Origin of the sequence: Paracoccus sp. DMF-8, from assembly GCF_029309835.1 — a bacterium.
Lineage (GTDB): Bacteria > Pseudomonadota > Alphaproteobacteria > Rhodobacterales > Rhodobacteraceae > Paracoccus.
In genome coordinates this window covers 537,651-564,228 of the sequence record NZ_JARJHL010000010.1, presented here as the reverse complement: position 1 = coordinate 564,228, position 26,578 = coordinate 537,651, and the positions used below count along the sequence as shown (strand labels likewise).

The 26,578-nt window shown below is 64.5% G+C and carries 26 protein-coding genes and 1 pseudogene; 19 read left to right on the top strand and 8 right to left on the bottom strand.

Annotated elements, in window-relative coordinates; translation table 11 throughout:
- The first annotated feature begins 62 nt into the window (after positions 1-62).
- Both miaA and PE067_RS10030 read left to right on the top strand, forming a co-directional pair.
- A complete protein-coding gene (miaA, locus tag PE067_RS10035) occupies positions 63-953 on the top strand; it encodes a tRNA (adenosine(37)-N6)-dimethylallyltransferase MiaA (RefSeq protein ID WP_276189259.1) in 891 nt (296 codons plus the stop codon).
- Positions 954-1,123: 170 nt separating this feature from the next.
- Positions 1,124-2,149: an AraC family transcriptional regulator gene (locus PE067_RS10030; RefSeq protein WP_276189258.1), complete on the top strand. Its 1,026-nt coding sequence runs from the start codon at positions 1,124-1,126 to the stop codon at positions 2,147-2,149.
- Between the two features lie 220 nt (positions 2,150-2,369).
- On the opposite strand, the gene PE067_RS10025 is transcribed toward PE067_RS10030, so the two are convergent.
- Both PE067_RS10025 and PE067_RS10020 read right to left on the bottom strand, forming a co-directional pair.
- The gene (locus tag PE067_RS10025) at positions 2,370-3,140 is read right to left on the bottom strand and encodes an RlmE family RNA methyltransferase (RefSeq protein ID WP_276189257.1); all 771 of its coding nucleotides are present in this window, start codon (positions 3,138-3,140) and stop codon (positions 2,370-2,372) included.
- Positions 3,140-4,264 carry a Ppx/GppA phosphatase family protein gene (locus tag PE067_RS10020; protein WP_276189256.1) on the bottom strand — a complete coding sequence of 375 codons (1,125 nt, stop codon included), beginning with the start codon at positions 4,262-4,264 and terminating at the stop codon, positions 3,140-3,142. The genes PE067_RS10025 and PE067_RS10020 overlap by 1 nt, the downstream gene beginning before the upstream one ends.
- 166 nt (positions 4,265-4,430) lie before the next feature.
- Between PE067_RS10020 and PE067_RS10015 the strand changes: the two genes are divergently transcribed.
- The 5 genes from PE067_RS10015 to PE067_RS09995 all read left to right on the top strand — a co-directional run bounded on the left by PE067_RS10015 (position 4,431) and on the right by PE067_RS09995 (position 9,135).
- Entirely contained in the window at positions 4,431-4,595 is a 165-nt protein-coding gene (locus PE067_RS10015; protein ID WP_276189255.1) for a hypothetical protein, read from the top strand.
- Positions 4,595-5,776 carry a VWA domain-containing protein gene (locus PE067_RS10010; protein ID WP_276189254.1) on the top strand — a complete coding sequence of 394 codons (1,182 nt, stop codon included), beginning with the start codon at positions 4,595-4,597 and terminating at the stop codon, positions 5,774-5,776. Before PE067_RS10015 ends, PE067_RS10010 begins: the two co-directional genes overlap by 1 nt.
- 39 nt (positions 5,777-5,815) lie before the next feature.
- The gene (locus PE067_RS10005) at positions 5,816-6,496 is read left to right on the top strand and encodes a M48 family metallopeptidase (RefSeq protein WP_276189253.1); all 681 of its coding nucleotides are present in this window, start codon (positions 5,816-5,818) and stop codon (positions 6,494-6,496) included.
- Positions 6,497-6,577: 81 nt separating this feature from the next.
- Positions 6,578-7,795, top strand: a complete 1,218-nt coding sequence (locus PE067_RS10000; RefSeq protein WP_276189252.1) for a hypothetical protein — start codon at positions 6,578-6,580, stop codon at positions 7,793-7,795.
- A complete protein-coding gene (locus PE067_RS09995; RefSeq protein WP_276189251.1) occupies positions 7,792-9,135 on the top strand; it encodes a cytochrome P450 in 1,344 nt (447 codons plus the stop codon). The genes PE067_RS10000 and PE067_RS09995 overlap by 4 nt, the downstream gene beginning before the upstream one ends.
- Here PE067_RS09995 and PE067_RS09990 read toward each other — a convergent pair.
- From PE067_RS09990 to PE067_RS09980, 3 genes are all read right to left on the bottom strand, one after another.
- Complete coding sequence (locus PE067_RS09990; RefSeq protein ID WP_276189250.1) at positions 9,132-10,604, bottom strand: carboxypeptidase M32; 1,473 nt, start codon at positions 10,602-10,604, stop codon at positions 9,132-9,134. The two genes, PE067_RS09995 and PE067_RS09990, sit on opposite strands and share 4 nt — an antisense overlap.
- The gene (gene ctaA, locus PE067_RS09985; protein ID WP_276189249.1) at positions 10,601-11,743 is read right to left on the bottom strand and encodes a heme A synthase; all 1,143 of its coding nucleotides are present in this window, start codon (positions 11,741-11,743) and stop codon (positions 10,601-10,603) included. The genes PE067_RS09990 and ctaA overlap by 4 nt, the downstream gene beginning before the upstream one ends.
- 66 nt (positions 11,744-11,809) lie before the next feature.
- Complete coding sequence (locus PE067_RS09980; RefSeq protein WP_276189248.1) at positions 11,810-12,541, bottom strand: RNA methyltransferase; 732 nt, start codon at positions 12,539-12,541, stop codon at positions 11,810-11,812.
- Positions 12,542-12,642: 101 nt separating this feature from the next.
- Between PE067_RS09980 and PE067_RS09975 the strand changes: the two genes are divergently transcribed.
- Both PE067_RS09975 and guaA read left to right on the top strand, forming a co-directional pair.
- The gene (locus tag PE067_RS09975; RefSeq protein ID WP_276189247.1) at positions 12,643-13,254 is read left to right on the top strand and encodes a thiamine phosphate synthase; all 612 of its coding nucleotides are present in this window, start codon (positions 12,643-12,645) and stop codon (positions 13,252-13,254) included.
- 53 nt (positions 13,255-13,307) lie between these two features.
- On the top strand, positions 13,308-14,867 hold the full coding sequence (guaA, locus tag PE067_RS09970; RefSeq protein ID WP_276189246.1) for a glutamine-hydrolyzing GMP synthase: 1,560 nt from the start codon (positions 13,308-13,310) through the stop codon (positions 14,865-14,867).
- 55 nt (positions 14,868-14,922) lie between these two features.
- Here guaA and PE067_RS09965 read toward each other — a convergent pair whose 3' ends face one another.
- Positions 14,923-15,537, bottom strand: coding sequence for a TetR family transcriptional regulator C-terminal domain-containing protein (locus PE067_RS09965; protein WP_276189245.1), 615 nt, complete (start codon positions 15,535-15,537; stop codon positions 14,923-14,925).
- 309 nt (positions 15,538-15,846) lie between these two features.
- On the opposite strand from PE067_RS09965, the gene PE067_RS09960 reads away from it, so the two are divergent.
- The 7 genes and pseudogenes from PE067_RS09960 (at position 15,847) to PE067_RS09930 (ending at position 23,051) form a co-directional block, all read left to right on the top strand.
- The gene (locus PE067_RS09960; RefSeq protein ID WP_276189244.1) at positions 15,847-17,118 is read left to right on the top strand and encodes a Zn-dependent hydrolase; all 1,272 of its coding nucleotides are present in this window, start codon (positions 15,847-15,849) and stop codon (positions 17,116-17,118) included.
- 49 nt (positions 17,119-17,167) lie between these two features.
- Positions 17,168-18,621, top strand: a pseudogene (hydA, locus tag PE067_RS09955) (dihydropyrimidinase).
- 182 nt (positions 18,622-18,803) lie between these two features.
- A complete protein-coding gene (locus tag PE067_RS09950; RefSeq protein WP_276189243.1) occupies positions 18,804-19,583 on the top strand; it encodes an ABC transporter ATP-binding protein in 780 nt (259 codons plus the stop codon).
- 61 nt (positions 19,584-19,644) lie between these two features.
- Positions 19,645-20,484: an ABC transporter permease gene (locus PE067_RS09945; RefSeq protein WP_276189513.1), complete on the top strand. Its 840-nt coding sequence runs from the start codon at positions 19,645-19,647 to the stop codon at positions 20,482-20,484.
- Positions 20,481-21,329, top strand: a complete 849-nt coding sequence (locus PE067_RS09940) for an ABC transporter permease (protein WP_276189242.1) — start codon at positions 20,481-20,483, stop codon at positions 21,327-21,329. The genes PE067_RS09945 and PE067_RS09940 overlap by 4 nt, the downstream gene beginning before the upstream one ends.
- 38 nt (positions 21,330-21,367) lie before the next feature.
- Positions 21,368-22,360, top strand: a complete 993-nt coding sequence (locus PE067_RS09935) for an ABC transporter substrate-binding protein (RefSeq protein ID WP_276189241.1) — start codon at positions 21,368-21,370, stop codon at positions 22,358-22,360.
- Between the two features lie 79 nt (positions 22,361-22,439).
- On the top strand, positions 22,440-23,051 hold the full coding sequence (locus PE067_RS09930) for a YitT family protein (RefSeq protein WP_276189239.1): 612 nt from the start codon (positions 22,440-22,442) through the stop codon (positions 23,049-23,051).
- Here the strand turns inward: PE067_RS09930 and PE067_RS09925 are convergent.
- Both PE067_RS09925 and PE067_RS09920 read right to left on the bottom strand, forming a co-directional pair.
- Entirely contained in the window at positions 23,048-23,392 is a 345-nt protein-coding gene (locus PE067_RS09925; RefSeq protein ID WP_276189237.1) for an ArsC/Spx/MgsR family protein, read from the bottom strand. The genes PE067_RS09930 and PE067_RS09925 overlap by 4 nt on opposite strands.
- Before the next feature lie 54 nt (positions 23,393-23,446).
- On the bottom strand, positions 23,447-24,751 hold the full coding sequence (locus tag PE067_RS09920) for a DUF3422 domain-containing protein (RefSeq protein ID WP_276189235.1): 1,305 nt from the start codon (positions 24,749-24,751) through the stop codon (positions 23,447-23,449).
- 233 nt (positions 24,752-24,984) lie between these two features.
- On the opposite strand from PE067_RS09920, the gene PE067_RS09915 reads away from it, so the two are divergent.
- The 3 genes from PE067_RS09915 to PE067_RS09905 all read left to right on the top strand — a co-directional run bounded on the left by PE067_RS09915 (position 24,985) and on the right by PE067_RS09905 (position 26,574).
- Positions 24,985-25,500, top strand: coding sequence for a L,D-transpeptidase family protein (locus tag PE067_RS09915; protein WP_276189233.1), 516 nt, complete (start codon positions 24,985-24,987; stop codon positions 25,498-25,500).
- Between the two features lie 315 nt (positions 25,501-25,815).
- Positions 25,816-26,196 (top strand): hypothetical protein, encoded by a 381-nt coding sequence (locus PE067_RS09910; RefSeq protein ID WP_276189231.1) that lies wholly within the window; start codon positions 25,816-25,818, stop codon positions 26,194-26,196.
- A 105-nt stretch (positions 26,197-26,301) separates the two neighbouring features.
- The gene (locus tag PE067_RS09905; protein ID WP_276189229.1) at positions 26,302-26,574 is read left to right on the top strand and encodes a hypothetical protein; all 273 of its coding nucleotides are present in this window, start codon (positions 26,302-26,304) and stop codon (positions 26,572-26,574) included.
- Positions 26,575-26,578: the final 4 nt, after the last annotated feature.

Genomic DNA, 26,578 nt, shown 5'->3' with positions numbered 1-26,578 from the left:
GTTTCATTGCCGTGCAAAATGTCGCAAAGACTGCACATGTTCAACCGCCAGAAATTGCCCAGATGACCAGTTCCCGCCCGGACCTGCCCGCAGATATCGCCGCCGACCGCCATGTCGTCATCGCGGGGCCGACGGCCAGCGGCAAATCGGCGCTGGCCCTGCGCATCGCCCGGGAACAGGGCGGCACCGTCGTCAATGCCGATGCCTTGCAGATCTGGGACTGCTGGCGGGTCCTGACAGCCCGCCCCTCGGTCCACGACGAGGCGCGCGCGCCCCATGCGCTATACGGCCATGTCGCACCGGGGCGCAGCTATTCGGTGGGCGACTGGCTGGCCGATGTCGCGCGCCTGCCGGGGCGGCTGATCGTCGTGGGCGGCACCGGTCTTTATCTGAACGCGCTGACCCGCGGGCTGGCGGTGATTCCGCCGGTTCCCGCGGATATCCGCGCGCAGGCCGATGCGATTCTGGCGGCGGGCGATCTGGCTGGCATGATCGACCAGCTTGATCCGCGCAGCCGCGCCGCCATCGACATCCGCAACCCCGCCCGCGTCCAGCGCGCGTGGGAGGTTCTGCGCGCCACGGGCCGGGGCATCACCGATTGGCAGGACGACACCCCTGCCCCGTTGATCGGTCCCGAAAGCGGTCAGTTCCTGCTGCTGCAGGCCGACCGCGACTGGCTGGCCGACCGCATTGCCCGGCGTTTCGACCAGATGCTGGATCAGGGCGCCGCCGAAGAGGTGCGCGCCATGCTGCCCGTCTGGGATCCCCGCCAGCAATGGACCAAGGCCATCGGCGCCCCCGAGCTCGCCCGTTGGCTGGGCGGCAAGATCGACCTTGCGACGGCGCGGGAGCTGTCGGTGATCGCGACCCGGCAATATGCCAAAAGCCAGCGCATCTGGTTTCGCGGCAGAATGCGCGACTGGCGGAAAATTGACGCTGCGGCTCTTAATTGAAATTTAAGAATTTTGCGCAAACCTGTCTTTATTAAATCACATTTGTCGGAGCAAAGTGGACCGGCACAGAATCGCCGACACCGATCAGAATGGACGACGTCGTTTTAACGAATAACTCGTTACCCCAATGGATTTTACGCGAACGAATTGCGTCCCGCGACGATCCCATGATGCAACGCCTGCGCCGCGCGCGCATCGCCGAAGGGCAGATCCTGCGCCCCGGTCAACGCGACCCGCGCGCCGCTGACAGCGGATCTGCGCCTCTGGCTCTGGTGGCGAACAGCCTTGTCCCGCCCCATCGCGATCCACCGTTTTCGATCCGCCCGGACCGGCACCACGGCAGGCTGGCCCATTTCCCGCTGGCGGGTTTCACCTGGGGCGGCGCGATCCGGGGCACCGGGCGCGGGATCGGGCGGGCCAGCGCGCCAAGGGTCTGGCCCGACCACCTGCTGATTCATGTCACCTCGGGCAGCCTGCGGTTGGAACAGCCGCGCCTTGACCGGCTGTTGCAGGCCGATACGCTGACCTTCATTCCGCTTGGCACCGCCTTTTCGCTGCTGCACCTGTCAGAGGTGCGGGGCGATGTGCTGGCGGTTCCGGCGGCACTGGTGCGCAAGCTGGGCACGATCCTGCCCGATGGCATCGTCAGCGGCCGCCCCTCGGATGAGGATGGGGCAAGGATCGGCCATGCGATCGCCCGGCTTTCGACCATGGGCATGCTGCGCGACAGCGCCCTGCTGGGCCTTGCCGGGCAGCAGTTGAACCAGCTTTCCCTGACCCTGTCGCGGCTGCAGGAGGCGCCGCAGCCCGATGCCCGGTCCCCGGCCCATTCCCGCAACGCCCGTCCCCTGACCGACAGATTCATGCGGCTGGTGCAGCGCGAAATGGAAAACGCCCCGACGCTTGGCGATCTCGCGCAGGAACTGGGCGTCACCATCGGGATGCTGGACCGCGCCTGCCGTGCAGCGCGGGGCCGTTCGGCGCTGGATCTGATGTATGACCTGCGGCTGGAACGCGCCGTCACCCTGCTGAAAGAGCGCCGTGCCAGCCCCGCCGAAATCGCGGTCAGGCTGGGCTATGTCGGCCTGTCCCATATGAAACGCGCCTTCATCGCCGCGACCGGACGGGGACCAGAGGATTTCGTGCTGATGAACGCCCCGCGCCGGTCGCCAGAGAGTGCGCCGGACTGGTTCTGACCCCACGTCCGGCCCGTCAGAGTCATTTTGCCCCGTCGGTGTCATTGATGACGGCCCACCCGTCGGGACCGGAATCTCTGTCGAAAGGCGCGTATCCCGCCAGCCATCGCACATCATGAAACCGGTGTTTTCCGAATGTCTGCGCTTTTACATGGCGAAATGCGGCATGGATTTTCCGGATTTGCGGCGAACGGGACGGCGTGCCGACAGCCCGCCGCCGCTATTCCTCTGTTTCTTCGGTCATCTCATCCGTGACACGGCCGCGGAACCCCTGCGCGACCACGAATTTCTCGGACAGATCGGAACGGCTGGCCGGCGGTTTCACATTGGCGACCTTGCGGAAATTGCGCTTCAGCATGGCCTGCATTTCGTTTTCCGCGCCCCCCGCCAGAACCTTGGCGACAAAGGTGCCGCCCGGCTCCAGCACGTCAAAGGCGAATTGGGCCGCCGCCTCGACCAGGGCCACGATGCGCAGGTGGTCCGTCCCCTTGTGGCCGGACGACGCGGCAGCCATGTCCGACATCACCACATCCGCCGTGCCGCCCAGCCATTCCTTGACCCTGGCATCGGCATCATCGGACAGGAAATCCAGCTGATGGATTTCCGCCCCGGCGATCGGTTCGACCTCTTGCAGATCGACGCCCAGCACCCGGCCGACCTTTTTGCCGGATTTTTCGCCAAGCGCATTGACGCGGCCCACGGCCACCTGACACCAGCCCCCCGGCGCACAACCCAGGTCGACGACCCGCGCACCGGGCACGAGGAAACGGTATTTGTCGTCCAGTTCCAGAATCTTGTAGGCCGCACGACCGCGATAACCCTCGCGCCGGGCGCGGGCGACATAGGGGTCGTTCAACTGCCGTTCCAGCCAGAGCGTACTGGACAGCTTGCGCCCCTTGGCGGTCTTGACCCGCACCCGCAGGTCGCGCTGACCGCGCCCCGAACTTCCCTTGCCGGTGCGGCTGCCGCCCGGCTTGTCATTATTGGCCATCAGGCAACCCCGTTCAGACTGTCAGGGACAAGCACGCCGTCCCTGACCATTTGCGAATATAGAATACCCTCGCGCAGACCGCGATCCGCAACCGACAGTTTCGAGGTCGGCCAGACCCGCATCAGGGTCTGCAGGATCGCGACCCCGGACATGATCAGCGCATGGCGTTCGCGCCCGATGCGCGGGTCGTTGCGCCGCCCCTCGGGGCCAAGCAGCAGATAATCGCGGATCACCCGGTCAATCTGGGCGGTGGTCATGGTCAGCCCGTCGACCTTGGTGCGGTCATAGCGACGCAGCCCCAGATGGCTGGCCGCGACGGTCGTGACCGTGCCCGATGTGCCGATGATCTGGAAACCGTCATCCGGCGCGCCCGCGTTCACATAGGGCGCGAAATTCTGCAGCATTTCCTCGAAATGCCAGGACATCAGGGCGAAACGGCCCTGATCGTCCTCGACATCCTCGAACTGGTCGCGCAGCGTCGCGACGCCCAGAGGCACGCTGATCCAGTCCACGACCCGCGCGCCGCCGGGCTGGGGTTTGTCGAAACCATCGGCCAGGCGCATGATCGCGCGGGACCGTTCGGCCAGCGGCGCGTCCTCGAGGTCGATCCAGACCAGTTCGGTCGAGCCGCCGCCGATATCGACGACCAAAAGCTGTTCGGTCTGCCGGCTGACCAGCGGCGCGCAGGAGATGACGGCCAGCCGCGCCTCTTCTTCGGCGCCGATGACCTCGATCGGCAGCCCGGTTTCGCGCCGGATCATCCGCATGAAATCGCGGCTGTTGCGCGCGCGACGGCAGGCCTCGGTCGCGACAAGCCGCATGTGGCGGACCTTATGCGCTTCGAGCTTGCGCTTGCAGACCTGCAAGGCATGGACCGTGCGCGACATCGACGACCGCGACAAACGGCCAGACGCTTCCAGACCGTGCCCCAGCTGGACCGGCTTGGAAAAACTGTCGACGACCTGAAACTGACTGCCCTTCGGACGGGCAATCAGCATCCGGCAACTGTTGGTGCCGAGATCGAGCGCGGCATAAAGCTCGCCCTCCTCGGTTGGGCGGGTGACGAAAGGCTCAACCGTTGGATTCGGGAACGCGTCCGCACCCGCAGGACGCTTGGGCGTCATGGACACGCCCTCCGATTTGAAGTTGCAACCAAGGTAGCGCCCCTGTCCCTGCCGTTCAAGTGGCGCCGTCACGGTCATGCGACAAAACCGCAGCGCGGCAATCGGGCGCGCAAACGCCCCGCAATCCGGCCTTTTCCCCGCGCGGGCGATGGGGTAACCCAAGGGCATGATTATCATCGCGACCCTTGTTCTTGGTGGCCTTTACGGCTTTGTCCGCGCCCGCAGGCTGAACGGCAACCGCGCCGATCAGGTGCAATATGCGCTGGCCTTTGCGCTGGCCTTTGCCATCATCGGCCTGCTGCTGACCGTCTTCATCGACCGGATGGTCTGATGTTCCGCCCCTTCCTGTCCAGCCTGCGCCGCCACGGAGTTCCGGCCAGTCTGCGGGAATATCTGGACCTGCTGGCCGGGATGCAGGCGGGCCTGTCGGATTGGTCGGTCGATGATTTCTACCACCTTGCCCGCGCCACGCTGGTAAAGGACAGATCCCATATCGACCGTTTCGATCGTGCCTTTGCCGAAAGTTTCGCGGGCATCGAACAGGTTCCGATCGAATCCCTGCTGGAAGAACGCGAGATCCCCCGCGACTGGCTGGAAAAACTGGCCGAGAAATTCCTGACGCCCGAAGAACGCGCCGAAATCCAAGGCGCGGGCAGTTTCGACGAATTGATGAAGCGCCTGCGCGAGCGGCTGGCCGAACAGCAGGGCCGCCATCAGGGCGGCAACAAATGGATCGGCACGGCCGGGACCTCGCCCTTTGGCGCCTATGGCTACAACCCCGAAGGCGTGCGCATCGGCCAACACGAAAGCCGCCATCGCCGCGCCGTCAAGGTCTGGGACAAGCGCGAATTCCGCGACTTCGACGACCGGGTCGAACTGGGCACGCGCAATATCAAGGTGGCGCTGAAACGCCTGCGCCAATGGGCCCGCCACGGCGCGGCCGAGGAACTGGACCTGCCCGGCACCATCCGTTCCAGCGCCGAACATGGCTATATCGACGTGAAAACCCGGCCCGAACGCCACAATGCCGTCAAGGTGCTGCTGTTTCTGGATGTCGGCGGATCAATGGACGATCACACAAGGCTGCTGGACGAATTGTTTTCCGCAGCCCGCGCCGAATTCAAGCATCTGGAGCATTTCTATTTCCACAACTGCCTTTACGAAGCCGTGTGGAAGGACAACCGCCGCCGCTGGAACGAAACCATCCCGACATGGGATGTGCTGAACCGTTTTGGCAGGGATTACAAGGCGATATTCGTCGGCGACGCATCCATGTCGCCCTATGAGATCGTGGCGCCCGGCGGCGCCAACGAACATTGGAACCCCGAACCCGGCGAACTGTGGCTGCGCCGCGCCCGGGAGACATGGCCCGACAATGTCTGGCTGAACCCGGTGCCACGGCAATATTGGGACCAGACCCGCTCGATCCAGATGATCGGTCAGGTCTTTGACGGGCGGATGGCGCCCCTGACGCTGCAGGGGCTGACGCAGGCGATGAAACTTCTGGGCTAGGCGGTTGACGCGCCCCGGCCCCGTCCCGATATTCAGGATATGATGCGCTTTTTGCCGATCATCCTGCTGGTCCTGTATCTGGCCGCCATGTGGTTCTTTTCCTCGTGGCGGTTGCGGCAGGAACTGGCGACGAAATCGACGCCGCTGACCCATCCCCGGCTGGTGCCGATGCTGAACCGGCTTGGCGCCGCGATGGATCTGAAAACCATCAGCGCCCATGTCTACGAAGTCGCGCCGGTCAACGGTCTTGCCGCGCCGGATGGGCGGATTTTCCTGACGCGCGGCTTTATCGACAAGCTGGACGAGGGCAAGGTCACCGAGGCGGAACTGGCATCGGTCATCGCGCATGAGCTGGGCCACGTCGCCCACGGCCATGCGCGGCGCCGGATGATCGACTTTGCGGGCCAGAATGCGATCCGTGTCGCGCTTGGGACATTCCTGCGTTTCGTGCCGTTTTTCGGCCCATGGGTCGCCAATCTGGTCGCCACCGCCATCGCCGCCCGCCTGTCGCGTCAGGACGAATACGAGGCGGACGCCTTCGCCAGCGCCCTGATGATCAAGGCCGGTCTGGGGACCGGGCCGCAGAAAAGCCTGTTTCGCAAACTGCCCGGCCTGACCGGGGGCGGTTCGGCCGGTCCGGTCTGGTTTCTGTCCCATCCCCCGGCCGAGGCCCGCATCGCCGCCATCGAAAAGCTGGAAAGCCGCTGGCGAAGCCGTTGATCCGGCATATATATTCAGCGCAGCCTTGCCCGCCCCGCCGATATGATTATGCTGGCGCAAAGAATGGCCGGACTGGCTTGCATGGCGCCCCCTTTTCGACGCAGAATCCTGTATATTCCGGGCTATGACCCGATCCCGCCCCGCCGCTACCGCGAGCTTTACAAGCGCGAGGGCGCGGCGCAGGCGGGTATTTCCGGCTATCGGCTGGACTTCGGCGCAAGACAGGACCGCAGCGGCTTTGGCTGGGGCGTCACGGGCGATTTCGGCGATGGCGCTCAGGCGCAGTCGGAATTCGAGGTGCTGATCTGGGCCGATATCGTGCAGGATTCGATGGGGCATTCGATTGCCGCGACCTATGGCCAGCTGGTCCGCACGGCATGGGCCTATCTTGGCTCGGGGGCGCTGTTGCGGCTGATGCGCCTGCGGCGCGGCCCGGTGATTGCGGCGCTTTACCCGGTGGTGGTGTTGGGGCTGCAACTGCTGCTGGCGCTCAGCCTCGGGGCGCTGGCCGGGGTGGCTGCCGGCTGGATCGGCGCGCATGTCGCGCCTTGGGGCTGGTGGCTGGCGCTGCCGGTGTTTCTGGCCGTGACATGGGCCACGCTGCGGCTGTGGCAGCGGCTGGATGGCCGGTTCTTTGCCTATTACCTGATGCATGATTATGCCTTTACCGCGCAGAACGGCGGTGCCTATCCCCCCGCGCTGGAGACCCGGATCAACCGCTTCACCGACCGCATCGCGCAGGTTCTGCAAGACGGTTGGGATGAGGTTCTGGTCGTCGGCCATTCCTCGGGCGCCTATCTGGCGGTGTCGGTTCTGGCCGATCTGCAACGCGCGGGCCGCATTCCCGCCGGCGCCAACCTGTCGCTGCTGACGCTTGGCCATGTCGTGCCGATGGCCAGCTTTCTGCCCCGCGCCGACCGGCTGCGGCGCGACCTGCGCGATCTGTCGGTCAGCGACCGCATCACCTGGGTCGATGTCACCGCGCCGGGCGACGCCTGTTCCTTTGGCCTGTGCGATCCGGTCGCCGTGTCGGGCGTCGCGCCAGAGGGCCAGTGCTGGCCGCTGGTCATCTCGGCGGCCTTTACCCTGTCGCTCAGCCCGGCGCGGCTGAAAAGCCTGAAATGGCGCTGGTTCCGGCTGCATTTCCAATATCTTTGCGCCTTCGACCGGGTGCGGGACTACGATTATTTCGCGATCACCGCCGGGCCGCTGACGCTGGCGCAGCGTTACGCGGACCGCCCCCATTCGCCGGGGCGCATCACCACGCCCGCGAACCGCCATGTGACGGTGGCGCCATGATTCCGCCGAAACCCGCGGCGCGGACCGGCAAGGCCTCGGTCCGCAGGTTCGTCCGCGATTTTCGCAGCGACATCCTGTCGGCCCAATCGGCGCGGCTGTATCGCGCATGGATGGCGGAATTCCGTGGGCCGTTCATCCACAGCTTTACCTGCAACGACCCGAAACTGGTCGATCTGATCCTGCGCCGGCGCCCGATGGATTTCCCGAAATCACCCCGCATGGCCGCCGGTCTGACGCCGCTATTGGGCAATTCCAGCTTTATTTCCAATGGCGAGACATGGCGCCACCAGCGCCGCATCATCGACCCCGCATTCGAACGTGGCCGCCTGCGTCAAAGCTTTGCCGCCATGCTGGCCGCGTCGGATGCGGGCGCCGCACGCCTGCTGGCGCTGGCCGATGGTCAAGACATCGACATCGAGCCGCAGACCAGCCATCTGGCCGCCGATGTGATCTTTCGCACGCTGTTTTCGATCCCGATCCAGGACCGGATCGCGGCGCAGGTCTTTGCCGCCTTTCGCGACCATCAGGACAGTCAGCCGATGGTGAACGCGGGCGGGCTGCTGACGCTGCCGCGCTGGCTGCATTTCCATTCGCGCCGCACGAAACGCAGCGCGGCGCGGATCCGCGACCTGATCGGCCAGTTGGTTGCGGCGCGGCAGGAACGCATTTCGTCGGGCGATGCTCCCCCCGATCTGGCGACCAAGATCATGACGACGCCCGACCCCGAAACCGGCGAGACCTTTACCCGCGCCGAAATGATCGACGAGGTCGCGACATTTTTCCTTGCGGGTCATGAAACGGCCGCCTCGGCGCTGGCATGGGCCTTGTTCCTGCTGGCCGAACATCCCGAATGGCAGGACCGCATTCTGGCCGAAGGCACGGCGCGCGATTTTGCCGACATGCGCAATCTGAACGCCGCCCGCGCCGTCTTTCGAGAGGCCCTGCGGCTGTATCCCCCCGTCGCGATGACGGTGCGCGAATGCGCCCATGCCGAAACCCTGCGCGACCGCCCCGCGCCCAAGGGGGCGCAACTGGTGATTTCGCCCTTTCACCTGCATCGCCATGAACGGCTTTGGGACAATCCCGACGGTTTCGACCCGGATCGTTGGGACAGCGAAAACGGCAAGACCTGCCAGCGAAAGGCCTTTATCCCCTTTTCCTCGGGCCCGCGCGTCTGTCCGGGCGCCGGTTTCGCGATGATCGAGGGGCCATTGCTGCTGTCGGCGATCATCGCCGCCTGCCGGATCGCGCCGGGCGACAGCCGCCCCGTCCCGGTCATGCGGCTGACCCTGCGCGGAAAAGACGGGATCAGGCTGCGCCTGACCTCCCGTTCCGGCTAAAGCCGGTAGATGTCGCGGAATTTGGTTTCCAGATAATCCAGCAGCGGCGCTTCGGAAATCGCCGCGCCGGTCGCGCCTTCGATCAGGGCGCGCGGTTCGTAAAGCGCGCCGTGGCGTTGCAGGTTTTCGCGCAGCCATTCGACGCCCGGACCCGCATCGCCCTGCGCCAGCGCCGCGTCCAGATCGGGCACGGCCTCGCGCAGCGCCACATTCAGGCAGCCCGCATAGACATTGCCAAGCGCATAGGTCGGGAAATAGCCGAACAGGCCCACCGCCCAATGGACATCTTGCAGGACGCCATTCGCCGGACGGTCCACCGCCACGCCGAAATCGCGCTGAAAGCGGGTGTTCCACGCCTCTTCCAGGTCGTTGACGTCCAGACGGCCCGAAACCAGATCACGTTCCAGATCAAAGCGCATCATGATGTGCAGGTTATATTGGACCTCGTCCGATTCGGTGCGGATAAAGCCCGGCGTGACCCGGTTCACCGTCGCATAGAAGGCTTCGGCATCGGCAATGTCGATCCCGTCAAAGGCATCGGACATGCGCTGGAACAGCCAGCCGGTAAAGGCGCGGCCCCGGCCCATCTGGTTTTCATAGATGCGGCTCTGGCTTTCATGGACGCCCATCGACACCCCGGCGCCAAGCGGCGTAAAGGCGTAATCCTCGTCGATCCCAAGCTCGTAGCTGGAATGGCCGACCTCGTGGATGGTCGAATACAGGCAGTTGAACGGGTCGGTTTCGACAACGCGGGTGGTGATGCGGCTGTCCTGCCAACGCCCCGAACTGAAGGGGTGGACGGCCAGATCCATCCGGCCGCGCCTCCAGTCATAACCGAATGCCGTGGCGCAGGTCCGGGCCAGACGCAACTGGGTTTTCTGCGGGAAATCGCCCGACAGAGGCACGGGCTGGTAATCGGCACCCAGAATATCATCGCGCAATTCGACCAGACGCGGGCGCATGGCGTCGAACAGCGTGGCGATCTGCGCCTGTGTCGCGCCCGGTTCGTAATCGTCCAGCAACGCATCATACAGATCGCCGCCATCGGCCAGACAGGCCGCTTCTTCGCGCCTCAGGGCCAGCACGTCATGCAGCGTCGGCAGGAACTCGGCCGGGGCCTCCTTGGCGCGGGCATCGGCCCAGATCCCTTGCGACAGCGATGTGACGCGGGCAATTTCGGTCGCCAGTCGCGCGGGAATGCGGGTCGCGCGGCGGAAATCGCGGGTGATCAGGGCGGTGATGCGTTCCTCGACTTCGGTGCGGGGTTCGGCGGCATCCAGCCATTCGCCGATGCGCGGATCGGTGCGGCGTTCGTGCAGCACCGATTCCATCGCGGCCATTTCCTCGGCCCGCTGTTCGGTCGCGCCGCGCGGCATGACCGTTTCCTGATCCCAACCCAAACGCCCCGCGACCGAGGCCAGCGCCTCTGTCTGGCGCTGGAAGGCAAGCAGATCGTCGAAAGCGCTCATCGGATGGTCCCCCTGACCGAGGTTTCATAAGGATAGCACGCATTGAAGCGGGCGCGAATGATCAGCGTGAACAGGGCCACCGCCCCGACCTGATGGGTCAGCGCCAGATGCAGGGGCGAGGCATGGACGACATTCATGATCCCCAGCACCACCTGCAACGCGACCATCGCCAGCATCAGGCTGTAGGCGCCGCGCGTCACCGCATGGGGCGAGCGCCGCGCGCGCAGCCAGACGACCACGGCGAAAATCGCGACCAGATAGCCGATCATGCGGTGGATGAACTGCACAAGCCCCGCGTTTTCAAAGAAATTATGCCAGATAGGTGTCAGGTCAAAAGCAGTCGCAGGGAACCATTCTCCGCCCATCTGCGGCCAGCCGGTGAACTGCCGCCCGGCGTCGATCCCGGCGACCAGCGCGCCATACAGGATCTGGACGAATGCCAGATGCATCAGCCCGGTGGTCATGCGAAACAGCTTACCCTCGCCCGCGCGGCGGGCACGCAGAAGCTGCGCCTCGGTCCAGCCAAGCAGCAGCGCATACCAGGCGATCAGCCCCAGAATGGCGAATGCCAGCCCCAGATGGATCGCCAGCCGATAGGAGGCCACCCGGATCATGTCATTGCCAAGCCCCGAACTGACCATCCACCAGCCGATCGCGCCCTGCGCCCCGCCCAACAGGCCCAGCCCCAGCAGGCGCGGCGTCCAGCCGGTCGGAATACGGCGCGTCGCGGCAAAACCCACGAAGCCCACCGCCCAGACCAGCCCGATCAGGCGGCCCAGCAGGCGATGCGACCATTCCCAGTAATAGATCCATTTGAACTCATCGACGGTCATCGTCGGGTTCACTTCGCTGAACTGCGGGATCTGCTGGTATTTCGCGAATTCCGCATCCCATGCCGCCGGATCCATCGGCGGAATCGCCCCGGTGACGGGTTTCCATTCGGTGATCGACAGGCCCGACCCGGTCAGCCGCGTCGCCCCGCCAAGCGCGATCATCGCCACGACCAGCACGAACAGCACGATCAGCCAGACCCGGATCGCGCCGCGCGCGCCCACGGGTCCGCTGTCGATCATTCCGGCGGTTGCTGCGGGTTGGGGGGTCGCGTCCGAGACCTCTTGAAAGACGGGTCGCTTGGCCATGATCTGTCCTTGCTGAATAACGCGCGGAACTTGGCCGTTTCGGGGGGAAAGGTCAATCTTGGGGTTTTAATCGGCCTTGCGGATCAACTGGCGCAGCATGCCGTGAAAGATCCGGGTGTCGGCGCGGGTCAACGGCAGGCGCGACCACAGGTTGCGCAGCGTCAGCTTCATCGCCGGGGCCTTTTCGGCGGGAAAGAAGAAACCGGCGGCGTCCAGACGTTCCTCCCAGTGATCGGCCAGCTTTTCGATCTCGATCCGCGTGGCGGTGGCCTCGCCATCCGGGCGGCGGCCGTGGGGGGCGGGTTCGGGCGGCAGCGCGTCGCGCGACCATTCGTAACCGACCAGCAGCACCGCCTGCGCCAGATTCAGTGACGGGAAATCCGGGTTCACCGGGACGGTGATGATCGCATTCGCCCGCGCCACATCGTCATTTTCCAGCCCCGCGCGTTCGGGGCCGAATATCAGCGCGATCCGCCCGCCCGCCGCCGTGCGCGCCCGCCCGTCCTGCATCGCCTGCGCGGGCGTCAGCACGGGTTTCGTCAACTCGCGCCCCCGCGCGGTCGTGGCATAGGCGTAATCGACATCGAACATCGCCTCTGCCAGCGTCGGAAAGACCCGCGCGTGATCCAGCACCTTGCCCGCCGCGCCCGATGCCATGGCAATGGCGCGCGGATTGGGCCAGCCGTCGCGGGGATCGACCAGACGCATTTCGGTCAGGCCGAAGTTCAGCATGGCGCGCGCGGCGGCGCCGATGTTTTCGCCCATCTGCGGGCGCACGAGAATGACGACAGGTTCCATGCCGCGCGCATATCCCCTGCCACGCCCACTGGCAAGCCGCGCGCGCCTGCGCTATCTGCCTGTAAAGAAGTGATGACAGCGAACGAACCGGGGTAAACAGCATGACCGATCAGACCAACGCGCCGCAGCTTTACCTGATCACGCCGGTCGGTGCCTCTGCCTCGGCGCTTGGCCCCATGCTGGCCGAGGTGCTGGACCGCCTGCCCGTCGCCTGCCTGCGCATCCCCGGTGCCGGATCCGAGGCCGATCTGGGCCGCATCGCCGATCTGGCCCGCGAGATCGCCCATGCCCGCGACGTTGCCGTGGTGATCGAGGATCACGTGCAGCTTGCCCTGCGCCACGGTCTGGATGGCGTCCACCTGACCCATAACCTGCGGGAATTGCGCAATATCCGCAAAGAGTTGGGGGCGGATGCGATCATCGGCGCCTATGCGGGCCAGTCGCGCCATGACGGGCTGAACGCGGGCGAGGCGGGCGCCGATTACGTCTGTTTCGGCCCTTGCGGCCAGTCGGCGCTTGGTCATGGCGACATCGCCGATCACGAGCTGTTCGCCTGGTGGTCCGAGATGATCGAGGTCCCCGTCGTCGCCGAAGGTGCCCTGACCCCTGCCCTGATCGCCGACCTGGCCCCGGTCACCGATTTCATCGCGCTTGGCCCTGAAATCTGGTCCGCCGAAGACCCGCTGACCGTCCTGACCGAACTTTGGCGCTAAGGCGACGGATTGGCGCTCTTGCTATAGGACGCGGCGGGACGTAAAGCCGGGGCATGACCCAGCATCAGCGCCTTCTTATCATTGATTTCGGCTCTCAGGTGACGCAGCTGATCGCGCGCCGCCTGCGCGAGCTGAACGTCTATTGCGAAATCCACCCGTTCAACGCCGTGGATGCGCATTTCCTTGAAAAATTCGCGCCCCGGGCGGTGATCCTGTCGGGCGGCCCGGCCTCTGTCACGGCGGAAGGCTCGCCCCGCGTGCCGCAATCGCTGTTTTCCATGGGCGTGCCGCTGTTCGGCATCTGCTATGGCCAGCAGGTGATGATGGAACAGTTGGGCGGCCGCGTCGAATCGGGCCATCACGCCGAATATGGCCGCGCCTTCATCGCCCCCGCCCCCGGCCATACCGGAGACGGGATTTTCGCGGGCCTGTTCGGTGATGGCCGCGAAGAAGTCTGGATGAGCCACGGCGACCGCGTCACCAAGCTGGCACCGGGCTTCGAGGTCATCGGGACCTCGCCCAACGCGCCCTATGCGATGATCGCCAATGAGGCCAAAGGTTTCTACGCCGTCCAGTTCCACCCCGAGGTGCATCACACGCCCCACGGCCGGATCATGCTGGAAAACTTTGTCCGCATGGCGGGTTTCACCGGCGACTGGACCATGGCCAGCTATCGTTCCGAAGCGATCCGCAAGATCCGCGAACAGGTCGGCGACAGGCGGGTGATCTGTGGTCTGTCGGGCGGCGTCGACAGTTCGGTCGCGGCGGTCCTGATCCACGAGGCGATCGGCGACCAGTTGACCTGCGTTTTCGTCGATCACGGCCTGTTGCGCCAGAACGAGGCGGAAGAGGTCGTGACCATGTTCCGCGACAATTACAACATCCCGCTGATCCACGCCGACAGATCCGACCTGTTTCTGGATGCGCTGGATGGCGTCACCGACCCCGAGGTCAAGCGCAAGACCATCGGTCGCCTGTTCATCGAGGTGTTCCAGAAATACGCCAATGACATCGACGGCGCTGAATTCCTGGCACAGGGCACGCTTTACCCCGATGTCATCGAATCGGTCAGCTTTTCGGGCGGCCCTTCGGTCACGATCAAAAGCCACCACAATGTCGGCGGCCTGCCCGAAAAGATGGGCCTGAAACTGGTCGAGCCGCTGCGCGAGCTGTTCAAGGATGAGGTCCGCGCCCTTGGCCGCGAACTGGGCCTGCCCGACAAGTTCATCGGCCGCCACCCCTTCCCCGGCCCCGGTCTGGCGATCCGCTGCCCCGGCGAGGTCACCCGCGAAAAGCTGGATATCCTGCGTCAGGCCGATGCCGTCTTCATCGACCAGATCCGCAAACACGGGCTGTATGACGATATCTGGCAAGCCTTCGTCGCCATCCTGCCGGTCCGCACGGTGGGCGTGATGGGCGACGGCCGCACCTATGATTACGCCTGCGCCCTGCGCGCCGTCACCTCGGTCGATGGGATGACTGCGGATTATTACCCCTTTACCCATGATTTCCTTGGCGAAACCGCCACACGGATCATCAATGAGGTCAAGGGAATCAACCGCTGCACCTATGACATCACCTCGAAACCGCCGGGAACGATCGAGTGGGAATGATCCCGTCTGCGGCAATCGCCACCAACGGCGCGCGATAGCCCCCCGGACGGGTGCGCTAAAGCGCCAGCATCCGGGAATAGAGGTGGTCCAGAAACCGCTCTGCCTCGGCAAAGGGGTCGCGGGTCTGGCCCAGAACGGCGCGGACCTGAACCTCGAAATCGGCATAATGCTGGGTCAGCGCCCAGATCGAGATGATCAGGTGATGCGGATCAACCGCCGCGATCCGCCCCTGCGCGATCCAATCCGCGATGATCGCGGCCTTTTCAGCGACCAGATCATGCAGCCCGCCCGCCATGATCCGTTCCAGATGCGGGGCGCCCTGCAGGACCTCATTGGCGAAAAGCCGGCTTTCCTGCGGATAGTTGCGCGACATGTCCAGCTTGCGCCGCATATAGCCCATGATCTGCTCGCGCGGCTCGCCCGTGGCCGAAAGCGCGCGCAGCGGGTCCAGCCACAGGTCCAGATGCGTTTCCAGAAGTTGCAGGTGAATCGCCTCTTTCGAGGGGAAATAATACAGCACATTCGGCTTTGACAGGCTGGCGGTTTCGGCAATCCGGTCGATTGTCGTGCCGTTGAATCCGCGCGTCGAAAATTCGCTCAGCGCCGCCTGCAGGATCACACGGCGGTTCTTTTGCTGGATGCGGCTGCCTTGCCGGGGTGCCGCAGTCATGCCCAAAACCGATGCAGTTGCCGTCCCTTTCCATGTGCCGCGCATGCGGCGCTCGACTGACTTTCGCCCCGTGCTAGCCTGATCCTGACCATTTGGTCAACAATTCAGGACATGAGTGATGGCACGCGCCCGCAAACCCGCCCTGCCCGCCCCGGCCCCCGCCACTGGCCGCCCCCGCGCCGTGGCGCGTGGCAGTGCGGGCAGCAGACCGGGCCGCGCAACAGGTGTCGCACCACGGCCATGACCTGAACCGGACCCATTCAGCCGACCGCCCGACAGAAGGCGGCGGTCAGACAGGAAGGACGACAGATGACGGGCGAAAACGGCTCTTTGGCGGGCGAGACGGTTGCCAATTTCCGCGTGGATGGCGCGCGGCTGTGGGACAGTCTGATGGAGATGGCGCGGATCGGGCCGGGCATCGCGGGCGGCAACAACCGCCAGACCCTGACCGATGCCGATGCCCAGGGCCGCGCCCTGTTTCAGACATGGTGCGAGGCTGCGGGCCTGACCATGGGCGTCGATCAGATGGGCACGATGTTCGCCACCCGGCCGGGCGAAGACCCCGACGCCCTGCCCGTCTACATCGGCAGCCATCTGGATACCCAGCCCACGGGCGGCAAATATGACGGCGTGCTGGGCGTTCTGGGGAGGCTGGAGGTCATCCGCTCGTTGAACGATCTGGGCATCCGCACGAAACATCCCATCGTCCTGACCAACTGGACGAATGAGGAAGGGGCGCGTTTTGCCCCCGCGATGCTGGCCTCGGGCGTCTTTGCCGGGGTGCTGGATCTGGATTATGCCTATGCGCGTCAGGACCTTGAGGGGCTGACCTTCGGCGACGAACTGGCCCGCATCGGCTGGCGGGGCGACGAACCCGTCGGTGCGCGCAAGATGCACGCCTGCTACGAATTGCACATCGAGCAAGGCCCGATTCTGGAGGCCGAGGGTCGCGATATCGGCGTCGTCACCCATGGTCAGGGCTTGTGGTGGCTGGAATTCACCCTGACCGGGCGCGAGGCACATACGGGGTCAACCCCGATGGACATGCGCGTGAATGCGGGCCTTGCCATGGCGCGCATTCTGGAAATGGTGCAAGAGGTGGCAATCGCCCATCAGCCCGGCGCGGTGGGCGGGGTCGGCCAGATGAAGTTTTCACCCAACAGCCGCAATGTCCTGCCCGGCAAGGTGATCTTTACCGTCGATATCCGCAGTCCCGAACAGGCGAAACTGGACGCGATGCGCGCCGCCATCGAAACCCGCGCGCCGGGCATCTGTGCCGAGCTGGGCGTCGATTGCGACATCGAGGCGGTCGGCCATTTCGACCCGGTGACCTTCACCCCCGAACTGGTCGAAAACGTCCGGCAGGCCGCCGGGGAACTGGGCTACAGCCATATGGATATCATCTCGGGCGCGGGACACGACGCCTGCTGGACCGCCCGCGTCGCGCCCACGACGATGATCTTCTGCCCCTGCAAGGACGGTCTGTCCCATAACGAGGCCGAAGACATCACCCCCGAATGGGCACGCGCCGGGGCCGATGTGCTGATGCATGCCGTGCTGAAATCCGCCGTCGTTCTGTGACCCGAACAAGGCCGCGACACAGCGGCCGGAAACCAACAGGGAAACCAAGATGTCCACCACCGTCATCCGCAATGGAACCATCGTCACCGCCGATCTGACCTATAAGGCGGATATCCTGATCGAAAGCGGGCGTATCGCCGCGATTGGCGAAAACCTGTCCGGCGACAACGAACTGGACGCGACCGGCTGCTATGTCATGCCGGGTGGGATCGACCCGCATACCCATCTGGAAATGCCCTTCATGGGCACCTATTCCGCCGATGATTTCGAATCCGGCACCCGCGCGGCGCTGGCCGGGGGGACGACGATGGTCGTGGATTTCGCGCTGCCCTCGCCCGGTCAGGGGCTGATGGATGCGCTGAAGATGTGGGACAACAAGGTGTCCCGCGCGCATTGCGACTACAGCTATCACATGGCGGTGACCTGGTGGGGCGAACAGGTTTTCAACGAGATGGAAACCGTGGTGAAGCGCGGCATCACCAGTTTCAAGCATTTCATGGCCTATAAGGGCGCCTTGATGGTCAATGACGACGAGCTGTTTTCCAGCTTTCGCCGCGTCGGCGACTTGGGCGGGCTGGCGATGGTCCATGCCGAAAACGGCGATGTCGTGGCCGAACTGTCCGCCCGCCTGCTGGCCGAGGGCAATACCGGCCCCGAGGCGCATGCCTGGTCGCGCCCCCCTCAGGTCGAGGGCGAGGCGACGAACCGCGCCATCATGATCGCCGATATGGCGGGCGTGCCGCTGTATGTGGTCCATACCTCTTGCGAGGACAGCCACGAGGCGATCCGCCGTGCCCGCCAGCAGGGCAAAGGGTCTGGGGGGAGCCGCTGATCCAGCATCTGACGCTGGACGAAAGCGAATATTTCAACCCCGATTGGGACCATGCGGCGCGGCGCGTCATGTCGCCGCCGTTTCGCGACAAGGCACATCAGAACAGCCTGTGGGCCGGGTTGCAGGCGGGCAGCCTGTCCTGCGTCGCGACCGATCACTGTGCCTTTACGACCGCGCAGAAGCGCACCAGGATCGGCGATTTCACCAAGATTCCGAATGGCACGGGCGGGTTGCAGGACCGCATGCCGATGCTGTGGACACAAGGGGTGGGCACGGGGCGGCTGACGCCGAATGAATTCGTCGCCGTCACCTCGACCAATATCGCCAAGATCCTGAACATGTATCCGAAAAAGGGCGCGGTGCTGATCGGATCGGATGCCGATCTGGTCATCTGGGACCCCGAGGCGGAAAAGACCATCAGCGCCAGCGACCAACAAAGCGCCATTGATTACAATGTGTTCGAGGGGAAACATGTGCGCGGCCTGCCCCGCTACACCCTGTCGCGCGGCGTGGTTGGCTGGGGCGATGGCAAGATCCGTGCCGCCGAAGGCCATGGCGAATTCGTCGCCCGCGAACCCCGCCCCGCCGTCAACCGCGCGCTGTCAGCGTGGAAAGAACTGACCTCGCCCCGCCCGATCGAACGCGCGGGCATTCCGGCAAGCGGGGTGTGACATGCCGATATGCGAATGCGGATGCGGCGAACCGACCAAAGGCGGCGATTTTCGTCCCGAACATGACCAGGCATTGAGAAGCGCCTTGGAAAAGGCGGTCGGCGGCCTGCTGAACCTGCGCGATCTTGTCGAAAAGGAAACCGGTGGGCAGGTCATCTGCCAGGGCAAGGTGCAGTCCAGAGATGCCTGAACCCGTTATCTCTGCACAGGGCATCGACCTGACATTCCAGACCGCCGATGGCCCGGTCCATGCACTGAAGGACGTCAACCTGACCATTGACCGGGGCGATTTCGTCAGTTTCATCGGGCCTTCGGGCTGCGGCAAGACGACATTCCTGCGCACGATTGCCGCCCTGGAAACGCCCACCGGGGGCAGGATCAGCATCAATGGGCAGGCCCCGGACGAGGCGCGCCGCGCGCGGGCCTATGGTTATGTCTTTCAGGCGCCGGGGTTGTATCCGTGGCGCACGATTTCGGGGAATATCGCGCTTCCCCTGGAAATCATGGGGTTTTCCAGAGCGGAACGGGCGGAGCGTGTCGCCCGGGTGCTGGATCTGGTCGAACTGTCGGGTTTCGGCGGGAAATATCCCTGGCAGCTTTCGGGGGGGATGCAGCAGCGGGCCAGCATCGCGCGGGCCCTGTCCTTTGACGCGGATATCCTGCTGATGGACGAGCCTTTCGGCGCGCTGGATGAAATCGTCCGCGACCGGCTGAACCGGGCGCTGCTGGGACTGTGGGCCAAGACCCGGAAGACCATCGCTTTCGTCACCCATTCCATCCCCGAGGCGGTCTATCTGTCGACGAAGATCGTCGTCATGTCGCCCCGTCCCGGCCGCATCACCCGGGTCATCGACAGCCCTTTACCGCGTCACCGGCCGCTGGAAATCCGCGACACGCCCGAGTTCATCGACATTGCCCAGCAGGTCCGCGAAGGTCTGCGTCTGGGGCATTCCTACGACTGATGCGGCGGCGCAAACAAGCGGTGGGGTGAACCCCACCCTACGGACCGCGCTGCCGATTCTGATGGTGCTGCTGGCGATCATGGTGATCTGGTATCTGGCCGCCGTCTGGATGAATGCGCCATGGGTGCGCGATCAGGCCGCGCGGGCCGATACGGTTCTGACCACGGGCGATCTGATCCGCCAGACGCCGAGCCTTGACCGCCCGGTTCTGCCCGCGCCGCATCAGGTCGCGATGGGGCTGTGGGACGGGATCGCGGGGCAGAAGGTCACCACGAAACGCAGTCTGGTCTGGCACGCCTGGGTCACGCTGTCGGCCACGCTGGCGGGCTTTGCCATCGGCAGTCTGGCGGGCATCCTGCTGGCCGTGGGCATCACCCATAACCGGGCCATGGACCTGTCGGTCATGCCCTGGGCCGTGGCCAGCCAGACCGTGCCGATCCTGGCGATTGCGCCCATGGTCATCGTCGTCTTTGCCAGCATGGGCGTGACCGGGCTGATGCCCAAGGCGGTGATCGCGGCCTGGCTGTCGCTTTTCCCGGTGCTGGTCGGCATGGTCAAGGGGCTGCGCACGCCCGACGCCATGCAGCTTGACCCGATGCGATCATGGAGCGCCAGCGCGGCACAGGTGTTCTGGCGGCTGCGGCTGCCCTCGGCCATGCCCTATCTGTTCGCCAGCCTCAAGGTCGCGGTCGCGGCGGCGCTGGTCGGCACCATCGTCGGCGAATTGCCCGCAGGGGCGACGGCGGGTCTGGGCGCGCGGCTGCTGTCGGGCAGCTATTACGGCCAGACCATCCAGATCTGGTCGGCACTGTTCATGGCCGCCGGGCTGGCCGCGGTGCTGGTCGTCGTCATCACCGCGGTCGAGCGCGTCACCCTGCGCCGCATGGGGTTGGCACGATGATCGCGGCGCTGCCCCTGATTGCGGTCTGGCTGGCGGCACTGGGCGTGAATGCGTGGCTGTCCCGACTGCATGCCCCCTGGATCGGGCCGCTGGTCGCGGCGATCTTTGGCGCGACGATCCTGCTGCTTTGGGAAATGGCGGTGCGGATCTATGCCGTGCCCGCCGTCATCCTGCCACCGCCAAGCCGGATCTGGGCGGCATTCACCGGCAACATCCCCCTGCTTTGGGGCGATTTCGTCCAGACGATCATCAAGGGCGCGCTGACCGGCTGGATCATCGGCGCGCTGGCGGCGATCGCCACCGCCATCGCCATCGACCGCTCGGCCTTTTTGCAGCGCGGGCTGCTGCCGATCGGGAATTTCGTGGCCGCCCTGCCCATCGTCGGCATCGCCCCGATCCTGGTGATGTGGTTCGGTTTCGACTGGCAGTCCAAGGCCGCCGTGGTCGTCGTCATGGTGTTCTTTCCGATTCTGGTGAACATGGTCGCCGGGCTGGCCGCCACCGATCCGCTGCAACGCGACCTGATGGCGACATGGAGCGCGGGCTATTGGCACGCGCTGGTGCATGTGCGCCTGCCCGCCGCTTTGCCCTTTTTGTTCAACGGGTTGAAGATCACCACGACATTGGCCCTGATCGGCGCCATCGTCGCCGAGTTCTTTGGCAGCCCGACGCGCGGCATGGGCTTTCGCATCTCGACCGCGGTGGGGCAGCTGAATATCGCGCTGGTCTGGGCCGAGATCCTTGTCGCGGCCCTTGCCGGAACCGCCTTCTATGGCATTGTGGCATTCATCGAACGCCGCGTGACATTCTGGCACCCGTCGCAACGCAGACAACAGGACAGATAACAAGGCGCCACCAAACGCGCCCCAACAGGAGAGAGAGTATGAAGACACTGGCAACCACTGTGGCCACGCTGGCACTGCTGGGCGGCGCGGCCTGGGCCGAAGATCCCCTGCCCCTGACCCTGCAACTGAAATGGGTGACGCAGGCCCAGTTCGACGGCTATTACGTCGCCAAGGACAAGGGCTTTTACGAAGAGGAAGGTCTGGATGTCACGATCAAGCCGGGCGGTCCCGATATCGCCCCGGTGCAGGTTCTGGCAGGCGGTGGCGCCGATGTCGTGGTCGAATGGATGCCCGCCGCGCTGGCCGCGCGCGAAAAGGGCTTGCCCATCGTCAATATCGCCCAGCCCTTCAAAAGCTCGGGGATGATGCTGACCTGCCTGAAGGAAACCGGCATCACCGACCCGAAAACCGATTTCAGGGGCAAGACCCTGGGCGTCTGGTTTTCCGGCAATGAATATCCCTTTCTGTCATGGATGAACCATCTGGGCCTGTCGACCGATGGCGGGCCGGAAGGCGTCACGGTGCTGAAACAGGGCTTCAACGTCGATCCGCTGCTGCAAAAACAGGCGGCCTGCATTTCGACCATGACCTATAACGAATTCGGTCAGGTGCTGGATGCGGGGATTTCGGCCGATGATCTGGTGACCTTCAAATACGAGGATCAGGGCGTCGCCACGCTGGAAGACGGGCTGTATGTTCTGGAATCCACCCTGCAGGACAAGCCCAAGGTCACCGCGCTGGTCCGTTTCGTGCGCGCGACCATGAAAGGCTTTGAATATGCCGCGGCCAACCCCGAGGAGGCCGCCGAAATCGTTCTGGAAAACGACGAAACCGGCGCGCAGACGCTGGAACATCAGATCCGCATGGCACAGGAAATAGCCAAGCTGACCGAAGGCTCGACCGGGGTTCTGGACGTGGCCGATTACCAGCGCACCGTCGATACGCTGATGTCGGGCGGCTCGGACCCGGTCATCACCAAGGCGCCCGAAGGGGCCTATGTGACGACCATCACCGACCGCGCCTTTGACTGATCGGGGATAACCCTGGCCGGGCCGGAAATTCCGGGCCGGCCCCCTTGCGGTCGCAGCGGGGCCGCGCCAGAAACCGGTCATGGCAAAAGACAGCGCCCATCCCGAATTCCACAGCCTGATCGACGATGCGCAGGGGCTGGCCTTTGGCAGCTTCATGGCGGCCGTGGGGGTCCTGATCCTGACACATCTGGGCTTTGTCACCGGCCAGACGGCGGGGCTGGCGATCCTGATTTCCTATTCGACGGGATGGGATTTCGCGCCGATTTTTTTCGCGGTGAACCTGCCCTTTTACTGGCTGGGCTATCGCCGTTTCGGGCTGGGTTTCACGATCAAGTCCTTTATCGCCGTCAGCGCCCTGTCGCTGATCGTCACGGTCCTGCCGCAGGGATTGCAGTTCGCGCATCTGGCGCCGGGCGTCGGCGCCTTGCTGTTCGGCTTTGTCACCGGGGCGGGGCTGCTGGCGCTGTTTCGCCACGGCGCCTCGCTTGGCGGGATCGGCATTCTGGGGCTGTATCTGCAGGACCGCACCGGCTTTCGCGCGGGCTGGACGCAGATGATCTTTGACGCCTGCCTGTTTGCCTGGGCCTTTGCCATCCGCGACTGGCGGATCGTGGCCTGGTCGCTGATGGGCGCGGTGGTGGTCAATCTGGTCATCGCGATCAACCACCGCCGCGACCGCTATGTCGTCTAGGCAGGCAGGCCAAGCGCGCGTTTGACATTGGCGGTCCAGCCCAGCAGGCGCAGATCGCCCGCCGCAATTGCCGGACGCTTGACCAGCGACGATTTCGCCAGCAGCATCTGAACCGGGGGCTGGGCGCGTTCATCCTCGGACATGCCGCGCCATGTCAGGCTGGCGCGATTGACCAGCTTTTCGCCGAATTGGGCCAGCAGGTCGTCCCATTCCTCGCCGGACAGGGGCTGTTTCTTGACATCGCGGAAATCGACACTCCAGCCCGCTTCTTCCAGCGCGGCCTGCGCCTTCTGGCAGGTCGAGCAATAATCCAGCCCATACATCCGCAGCAGTTTCGACATGACATCCCCTTTCGTTTCCGTCGGGATCGTCATGCCAAGCACGCCGCGACCTGTCTAGTGGTGGTCGTCCCCATCCTGATGCAGCCGCGCCTTGATCCGGCGCATCGCCAGCCAGACCCCCAGAATGACCAAGGGCGTCAGAAGGGCGATCATCACGCCCTTGTCCACGCCCAGCTCATGCGCAATCGGCGCGATCGCATAGCCCGCCAGCCCAAGCGCGTAATAGCTGATGGCGACGACCGACAGGCCTTCGACCGTGTGTTGCAGACGCAGTTGCAGATCGGCGCGGCGGTCCATGCGTTTCATGATCAATTGGTTCTGTTCGCTGCGCTGAACATCGACGCTGGTGCGCAGCAATTCGCCCGCGCGCTCGGATCGGTCCAGCATGACATTCAGCCGCTTTTCCGCCGATTTCACGGTCCGCATCGCAGGCGCATAGCGGCGGGCCATGAATTCCGTCAGCATCTGGCGCCCGGCAAAGCGGGTCTCGCGCAGGACGCGGATACGGTCCATGACGATGGCCTCATAGGCGGCCGTCGCGCCAAAGCGGAAATCATGTTCCGCCGCCGCCGCCTCCAGCTTGCCCGACACCGAGAGCAGGCTGTTCAGCGTCGTTTCGGGGCTGCGGTTTTCCCCGCCCATGCCCTGCACGATCTCGTTCAGTTCGGGGTCCAGCGCGTTCAGCTGCGCGGTCAACTGCCGCGCGCGGCCCAGCCCCAGCATCGACATGGCGCGGTAGGTTTCCAGTTCCAGGATGCGCTGGACGATGCGGCCGACGCGCCCCGGCCCGACATCGCGGCGCACGAACAGCGCAAAGCGCATCCAGCCTGCCGGATCAATGCGGAAATCGCCCGCCACGATGGCGGCCTCATCGACGACCCAGACCGCCGTGGTGCTGTCGCGCACGAACCACTCGGCCAGTTTCGGCTGGATGTCGGCAGGGTCGTCGGGCAGGAAATCGACCTGGACCATGACGGCGGCAATGCGCCTGCCCGGTGCCGATTGCTGCCAGTCATCGGGAAAGACCGCCGCCACCGCCGGGTCAAAGGGGCGCTGCGGCAGCCCTTCGGTAAAGGCGGCATAGGTCACGAATTCGGTATGGCTTTCCCATCGCAGCTCATAGCGGCCAAGCCGCGTCATATGATGCCCGGCGGAAATATCGGGCATCGGCGCCCCATGCCGGCGGCTGAGATCGGTCAGATGCGCCGCATCGCGCGCGCGGTCGCGGTTCGCGGCATCGCGCGGTTCCTTGAAGGCCAGATAGACGACCGTCGTCGGCGCCGTCAGCCGGGGCGACGGGCGCGCGTGCAATTCGTTGACCAAAGCGTAGCGAAGCGGGTGTTCTGCCGAAGTATCCATGCGCTGCATTATCCAGCAGCCCCGCCCAAACAAAAGCGAAATTCGCAGCGCGGGCACGGGCGGTCGGGCGGTTGCGGTATTTTATGTCACAGATGGGCGGGAAGGTTGCGCGGCTTCCGGCTTTGGGGTGGCGAAGCCCTGCGGCAGATCAGGAATTCGTGATCTTCGCATCATTGCAGCAGCAGCCCGCAACGGGCAAATTGGAACAAAACAAGGGACAGGCGGATATCACCATGATCACGACGCGCAGGACTTTGCTGGCGGGGGGCGTATTGGCCGCGCTGACCGCCTGCTCGCCCACGCCAAGCAGGTTCAAGACCTATAACGGCCCCCCCGTGACCTCGGTTCTGGTGAACAAGGGGCAGCGCAGGATGTATCTGCTGAACGGCAATCGCGCACTCAAGGTCTATGATGTCGGCCTTGGCTTCGCGCCCGCCGGGCACAAGAATTTCGAAGGCGACGGCCGCACGCCCGAAGGCGTCTATTACATCGACCGCCGCAACCCCAACAGCCGCTACCACCTGTCGATCGGCGTGTCCTATCCGAACGAACAGGACACCATCCGCGCCCTGACACTGGGCCGCAACGCCGGCAGCGATATCTTCATCCACGGTCTGGGCCCCGAAGGGCGCGTGCTGGCAAAGCAAAGACGCGACTGGACCGCAGGCTGCATCGCCGTCACCGACGAAGAGGTCGAAGACATCTATGCGATGGTTCAGGACGGCACGCCGATCATCATCACCCCCTGATCTGAACCCCCGTCAGGTCGCGGGACGCAACGAAAGGGTGGGCGCAAGCCCGCCCTTTCCATATCCGCACCACCTGCCCGAACCGCCACGCGGATCGAAACCGCGCCGCTTTCCCCCGACGAATCCCGCTGCGGAACGCTGAGGCGTCTCACAGGGTTTGATGCGCAGAACCCCAGCCGGGCTGTTTTCTCGCAAATCGACGGGCGACACATCATTAAAAATCAATGGATTATTGTCAAGAGTTCGGGCTGTTTCGTCCACGCCCCACAGCTTGTTCTTCAGAAATTTTTCCGAGTTCCGAGAGGTTTTCGCACAATGGCGACAGCTTCGGCCAAATTCAAATGGCGTGGCAAGGCTAAGGGTCAGCCCGGTGTGAAGCCGTTGGGCGTCTGCTACCATCTTGGGATCGATCTGACATTTGCGATACCGAAGAACGCGCGGGCGAAGATCGCGGAGCGGACCTTCGCCACCCTGTCGCGGGTGATCGACGACCGGCCGGATTTCAAGGGTGCCCATGCTGGCCATGTGCCCCGCCACGATGTGGCCCCGGTGCCGTTTTCTATCTTGGAAAACGTGGTTCGGCGCGAGATCGACCGCCACAACCGCGAAGGGCAAGGCGCGGGCGGGCGATCCTATGAACAGGTTTTCCAGTCCGGTCTTGCAGATCGCATTCTCCGCCGTCCAACTGCGACATGACCTTATTATACCGGGCTGATCTATATGCCCGCCTCGGTGGGCCGTTGGGGGCGTGTTCAGATCGACCATTGGACTTATGGCGGGCCGGAAACTTAACAGGACATGATGGCATGGCACGGCAAAGGCCAGATCCTGATTGGTCGCGATCCTGACAACTTCGACGCGCCCGCTGTCGCCTTCGATGATCGCGGGCATCTGATCTGCAAGGATATCATGCCGGTTAAAGCGGGTGTTTACGGCAGCGTAAACGGCGCAGGGGATGCGGCGAAGTATCGAAAAGCTGCGCGTGTTGCAGTTTCACAGGCGGAGGTCGCCAACGGCCATCTCGCCGACGCCGAAATGCGGGCCGCAGGGACTATCCTGAATTTTGTGCGCTGACGTG